1 protein-coding gene is annotated in these 248 nt (G+C 69.8%); it reads left to right on the plus strand.

Annotation, left to right across the window (positions count from 1 at the left end):
- The coding region (locus tag ACX4ZE_RS23420) for a hypothetical protein (protein WP_480275635.1) at window positions 1–248 on the plus strand (248 nt) is incomplete at both ends.

Below are 248 nucleotides of genomic sequence, written 5' to 3' on the forward strand. Positions count from 1 at the left end.
TGGTTGCGGCCGGTGCCGGTGGGGGTGGCGGGGGAGTTGTATGTGGCTGGTGCGCAGGTGGGGCGCGGCTATCACGGGCGGGCGGGGTTGACCGCGTCGCGGTTTGTGGCTGATCCGTTCGATGCGGTTGGTGGGGGTCGGGTGTATCGGACCGGGGATGTGGTGCGGTGGAGTGCGGCGGGGGTGTTGGAGTATCTGGGGCGGGTCGATGAGCAGGTGAAGATTCGGGGGGTTCGGGTCGAGCCGGG

Source organism: Nocardia sp. TBRC8007 (assembly GCF_056629435.1).